Source organism: Streptomyces albospinus (assembly GCF_014648695.1).
Taxonomy (GTDB): domain Bacteria; phylum Actinomycetota; class Actinomycetes; order Streptomycetales; family Streptomycetaceae; genus Streptomyces; species Streptomyces albospinus.
This window is the reverse complement of record NZ_BMRP01000026.1, coordinates 1-4,858: the sequence shown is the minus strand read 5'-3', so window position 1 is coordinate 4,858 and position 4,858 is coordinate 1. Positions and strand designations below refer to the sequence as shown.

At 70.9% G+C, this 4,858-nt stretch carries 5 protein-coding genes; 1 reads left to right on the top strand and 4 read right to left on the bottom strand.

Going from position 1 to position 4,858, the window contains the following annotated elements; translation table 11 throughout:
- Positions 1–7: 7 nt before the first annotated feature.
- Complete coding sequence (locus IEZ17_RS28395) at positions 8–1,300, bottom strand: APC family permease (protein WP_229852741.1); 1,293 nt, start codon at positions 1,298–1,300, stop codon at positions 8–10.
- An 80-nt stretch (positions 1,301–1,380) separates the two neighbouring features.
- On the opposite strand from IEZ17_RS28395, the gene IEZ17_RS28390 reads away from it, so the two are divergent.
- Positions 1,381–1,848, top strand: coding sequence for an Lrp/AsnC family transcriptional regulator (locus tag IEZ17_RS28390; protein WP_159504600.1), 468 nt, complete (start codon positions 1,381–1,383; stop codon positions 1,846–1,848).
- 52 nt (positions 1,849–1,900) lie between these two features.
- Here IEZ17_RS28390 and IEZ17_RS28385 read toward each other — a convergent pair whose 3' ends face one another.
- The 3 genes from IEZ17_RS28385 to IEZ17_RS28375 form a co-directional block, all read right to left on the bottom strand.
- Positions 1,901–2,881 (bottom strand): lytic polysaccharide monooxygenase, encoded by a 981-nt coding sequence (locus IEZ17_RS28385; protein ID WP_189305011.1) that lies wholly within the window; start codon positions 2,879–2,881, stop codon positions 1,901–1,903.
- Positions 2,882–3,497: 616 nt separating this feature from the next.
- A complete protein-coding gene (locus tag IEZ17_RS28380) occupies positions 3,498–3,722 on the bottom strand; it encodes a cold-shock protein (protein ID WP_189305009.1) in 225 nt (74 codons plus the stop codon).
- A 217-nt stretch (positions 3,723–3,939) separates the two neighbouring features.
- A complete protein-coding gene (locus IEZ17_RS28375; RefSeq protein WP_189305001.1) occupies positions 3,940–4,806 on the bottom strand; it encodes an 8-oxoguanine DNA glycosylase OGG fold protein in 867 nt (288 codons plus the stop codon).
- Positions 4,807–4,858: the final 52 nt, after the last annotated feature.

Sequence of the window (4,858 nt, the reverse complement as noted above, 5' to 3'; positions counted from 1 at the left end):
CGACACCTCAGCGGCTGCCGCGCCCCGGCCGGCGCAGCGTCAGGAAGCAGCAGGACGCGACCGCCAGCGCCGCCGGGATCAGCAGCAGCCACCCCGCGAAGGCGAGCACCCCCGCCGTCAGCGCGGAACTGGCCAGCACGCCGTACCACAGGGCGGTGCGGCGCGGCAGCAGCACCAGCGCGGCGGCCAGCCCGGCCAGGGTCACCGCGGCCAGGCAGGTGGCGGTGGCCCGCATCAGCAGATCGAGATCGGTGCCCCCGGACCCGGCGGCCAGGGCCAGGACGACCGCCGCCGCGCCCAGCACCGCCAGCGAGCGGCGCGGCACCTCGCCCGGCGCCCCGCCCTTGGCCAGCCAGCGGGGCGCCGCCCCGTCCCGGCCGAGCGCCGCGCCGAGCCGGGAGGCCCCGGCCAGATACGCGTTGGCCGTCCCGAAGGTGAGGAACAGCGCCGCCACGGCGGCCACCGGGCGGGCGGCACCGCCCACGCTCCGGGTGAGCAGCGCGGTCAGCGGGGTGTCGGTGTCCGCGGCGGCCGGCCCCAGCACACCGACGGTGGCCACCGCGAGCCCCAGGTAGAGCACCGTGATGACAGCCAGGGTGCGGCGGGTCACCCGCGGCAAGTCCCGCGCCGGATCGGCGAATTCACCGGACAGGTGGCTGGCCGCCTCCCACCCGGCGAACGCGAAGAACAGCACCGAGGCCGCCGAGCCGACCGACGCCCAGCCGCCCGGCATGAACGGGGTGAAGTGCGCGGCGGACACCTGCGGGGCGGCGGCCAGGACGGTGCACAGCAGCACCGCGGCCAGCAGCCCGCCGAGCAGCAGCTGCACCCGCCCGGACATCCGCAGCCCGACCGCGTTGGACACCAGCGACCCCGCCAGCACCGCCCCGCCGACCGCGGCGGCGCCGGTGTCGCCCCAGCCGGCCGCGTCGGCCACGTACTTCCCGCCGATCCACGCGGCCGAGACCACCCCGATCGGCACCGCCCCGTAGAACCACCATCCGACCACCGCCGCGGCCCGCGGGCCGATCGCCCGGTGCACGTACGTGGCGACGCCCCCGCCGTCGGGGTACCGTCCGCCGAGCGCCGCGAAGGCGGCGGCCACCGGGACGCACATGGCCAGCAGGACGACCCAGGCCAGGATCGAGGCCGGGCCGGCCGCGGCGGCGGCCAGCGACGGCAGCGACAGGACACCGGGGCCCAGGACGGCGCCGGCGCACAGCGCGGTGCCACTGCCGATGCCCAGCCGCCGTACATCCGGCTGCACGGAAGCGGAAAGGGATGTTTCTTGTACGGTCACAGGCGCTGACGGTAAACGGAAGATTGATCATATTGAGCTGCCACCGAACAAAATTCGGTCTGTGCGGCACCATGGGGCCCATGGACGACATTGATTCGGCGATTGTCCGCGAACTCCAGCGCGATGCACGGCAGACCAACCGCGAACTGGCCCGCCTGCTGAACATCGCCCCCTCCACCTGCCTGGAGCGGGTCCGTGCGCTGCGCGCCCGCGGCGTGATCACCGGCTACCGCGCGACGGTGGACCTGCGCGCCCTCAACCGCCCCGTACAGGCGCTGCTCACGGTCCGCATCCGGCCCATGAACCGCGAGGTCATCGAGCGCTTCAAGGCGTTTCTGACCTCGCTTCCCGAGGTGCTGAACGTCTATGTCGTCGCGGGCGGCGACGACTTCCTGGTCCATGTCGCGGTCCCGGACGTCGACCGGCTGCACGCCCTGCTCATGGACCAGGTCTTCAAGCGCCGGGAGGTCGTCGACTGCCGCAGCTCGGTCGTCTACCAGCACGTCGCCAACGACATCATCGAGCCGCTGCCGCCCGAACGGGCCTGAGGGCCTGACGGGGGCAGCGGCCCGGGGCGATCGGCCGCGGTGCCGGAGCGGCTCAGCCGTGGTTGCGGACGGCCCTGCGGCGGGCGGTGGTGAACAGCACCGCGGCGCCGATGGCGAGCACCGCGGCGCCGCCGATGGCGAGCGGGGCGGTGGCGGCGTTGCCACCGGTCTCCGCCAGCCGGTGGCCGCCGACGGGACGCGCCGCGCCGTCGGGGTGCGCACCGCCCTCCACCGATGCGGCGTCCGCACCCGCGGACGCCGCCGGGTGGTCCGCGCCGCCGTCCATGTGCCCGTGCCCGCTCATGTCCATCGACGACTTGGCGGCGCCCGCCGCGATCTGGCGGTCGGTCGGCGCGGAGGCGGTGGGCGCCGGCGTCGCCGAACCGGCACCGCCGCTGTCCTTGCCGAAGACCACGTCGGAGCAGGTGTAGAACGCCTCGGGGCTGTCCGAGCGCTGCCAGATGCTGTAGACGAGGTGGCGGCCCGAGCGGGCGGGCACCTTGCCGTCGAAGACGTACTCCCCGTTGGTCAGCTTCGGGTCGGTCACCTTCGCGAACGGCTGGGACTCCAGGTCCGACCACTTCAGCGGCTTGGTCGGGTCGTAGCCGTCCTTGGTGAGGTACAGCTCGAAGGAGCCCTTGTGCGGGGCGGTGGCCTTGTAGTGGAAGGTGTGGTTGCCCGCCTGCATCTTCGTGGACGGCCAGTCGGCGCGCGGCAGGTCCAGGCCCTTGTACTCGGGGTTGCCGGCGCTGCACAGCTGTCCGTCCGGGATCTTCTCCTTGGACCTGCCGCCCGCGTTGCCGTCCCGGACCGCGTTCCAGTCGTAGAGCGCCTGGGTGCCGCCGGCCTGCACGGCCGCCTTGCACGCCGCCGACGTGGGGTGCTCGGGGCCCTCCGCGTAGCAGGCCGCGACCCGGCTGACCGGGTCCGACATCGTCCCGTGCGCGGCGGCCGGGGCCGCGGCGAGCACGGTGAGCGCCAGGGAGGCGGTGCCGGCCACGGCGATCCCGGTGGCCTTGCGACGAGCGGTCATCGTGGGGGTCTCCTTCATGAGGTACGTCAGGTGGGGGGAGCGAAGGCGGTGGTGGGGGGCCGGGATACGGGTGCCGCGGTGCCGCCCCCGGTGAACGGCACCGGCGGGCACCCGAACCCGCCTTTGCGAGCAGCACGCTAGCCGCGCTGAGCAGCGGATTCGGGGCCCGAAGGCCGATCCCGGCGATCCTTATGGTCGCGTTAAGACGGGACTAAGCAGGGGCACAGGAAAGAGCCTGTGGGAGCCCGTAGTTGAGGCGCCGGAGGTCCGTGTCCGTCCATGGAAGTCCAACCCGATTCGCCTCGGGTGGCTCCCTCTTTGGCTCCCCAGAACGCCGATCTGGCTCCTGGGGAGCACGGCCTCCGCAGCTCAGTGCAGCGAGAGGCCCCCTGCTCCCGCCCGAGTTGCCCTGGCACTGGGGAGACCCAGCAGACGGCAGCTGACTCAGGCTCGGCACGCACTTGAACCCGCCCTCGGCCATGAAGCGCGCGGCATGACCACCGCTTTACAAGTTCGATCAACCGGGCGCCACTGCATGCCGCAGTAGAGGACGCGGTCGCACAGCGGACCGCCGGGGACCGTGGTCGTGCACTGTCGTTGATGTCAGGTGTGGATGTCAGGCAGTCCGAGGCACGATGCTCACCGCGCGGTAGTCGTACCCGTCCTGCTTGAAGCCGGGGGCTTCCCACGTGAGGTCGACTTGCTGTCCGGGCGACAGCGTGCGGAAGCCGGTCGTCTGGATGTCGGAGTAGTGGCCGAAGCAACCGCCGGGAGTCTCGGGCGAGTCGAGCACGCCCCACCCTTCTTCATCGCGCCACTCGCGGACGGTCGCAGTCACCATGGGCGGGATCCTACGGGTTTCATCTGTGGTCGGCGGATCTGGTGTCTCAGCTTGGGAAGCTCAGGTGGCCAGAGGACCAGTAGCGTGCTGAGCTGCGACGGAGTCAGGCAACTTTCCGACCTGCTCGCACCCGATTGCCCGGTGTTCCCCGTGGTTGTCCTCACGATCTGGCACGCGTCTGGCGCGGCCTGCTCTGTCGACAACCCCGGTCGTCCGGTCATGCGGGGTCCCAGGCGGCGCTGAAGAGGGCCAGTTCGAGGACATCCGGCGCCGCGGGCCAGTCGATCAATGCGGCTGTCAGTTGCTCGCTGGCCGCGTACATCCACTGCAGGTAGATGCGGTAGCGGTGGGAGGTCCAGTTGCTGTCACGCCAGATCCGATTGGCGATCGCCGCAGCCCATTCGTAATCAGCCACGGTCCCGACCTTCGTGGCATGCCGACGGAGAACCCCAGCGAGCACGCTGTCGAGGATCAGTGGACGCGGCCCCTTCACCACTGGCAACGCCTGGCCAGCAAAGTAAAGGAACTTGGTAAGAAACGCCGGCCCAAGACCGTCCAACGCCTGCAACCTCTCGTAGGCCGCGGACGCACCTTCGTCAGTGAGCAGGGACACGGCTTCTGCGAAGGCTTCCTCAGCACCTGGCTGGGCGAGTACCTGGCACGTGCGGTACGGACCGTAGCCCGTGAGGCCGTAACCCCACACTTGGGTGGCCACGAATGCCTCTGCCCAACTCTCTGACTGATCCGCGACTTGGACTGTGGCCACCACGTCGGCCCGGCTTACGGAGGCCAGAGCAACTGCTGTACGGTCGGCGAGGGCGTTGGGCCAGGGATCTACGGCCATCCAAGTGGAAGGCGAGTACGGAACGGTGTGAGTCCCGCTTCCCTTCCTGTACCGCCGACCTCTCTCCGGGTCGGTCAGCCATCTGCCCAGTGAATTCACTGCGTCGTCCGGCAGCAGCTGCACGAGCATCGTCGCATCGAGCTTGTCCGCCAGGCTCTGATTGAACCTCATGGAAACGCCGTCCCCCCTTGCGTGATACGCATCGTGGCACGCAGCGATGGCAGCAGTCACGATGTCCATCCCCTCGCAGCGTGGACGGTTTCGTTAAGCGGCTTGGGACTGTTGGTCTCTG

Excerpts from the sequence above, each read along its gene's own strand:
- IEZ17_RS28390 (WP_159504600.1), top strand. The coding sequence starts at position 1,381 with ATGGACGACATTGATTCGGCGATTGTCCGCGAACTCCAGCGCGATGCA.
- IEZ17_RS28385 (WP_189305011.1), bottom strand. The coding sequence starts at position 2,881 with ATGACCGCTCGTCGCAAGGCCACCGGGATCGCCGTGGCCGGCACCGCC.
- IEZ17_RS28380 (WP_189305009.1), bottom strand. The coding sequence starts at position 3,722 with ATGGTGACTGCGACCGTCCGCGAGTGGCGCGATGAAGAAGGGTGGGGC.
- IEZ17_RS28375 (WP_189305001.1), bottom strand. The coding sequence starts at position 4,806 with ATGGACATCGTGACTGCTGCCATCGCTGCGTGCCACGATGCGTATCAC.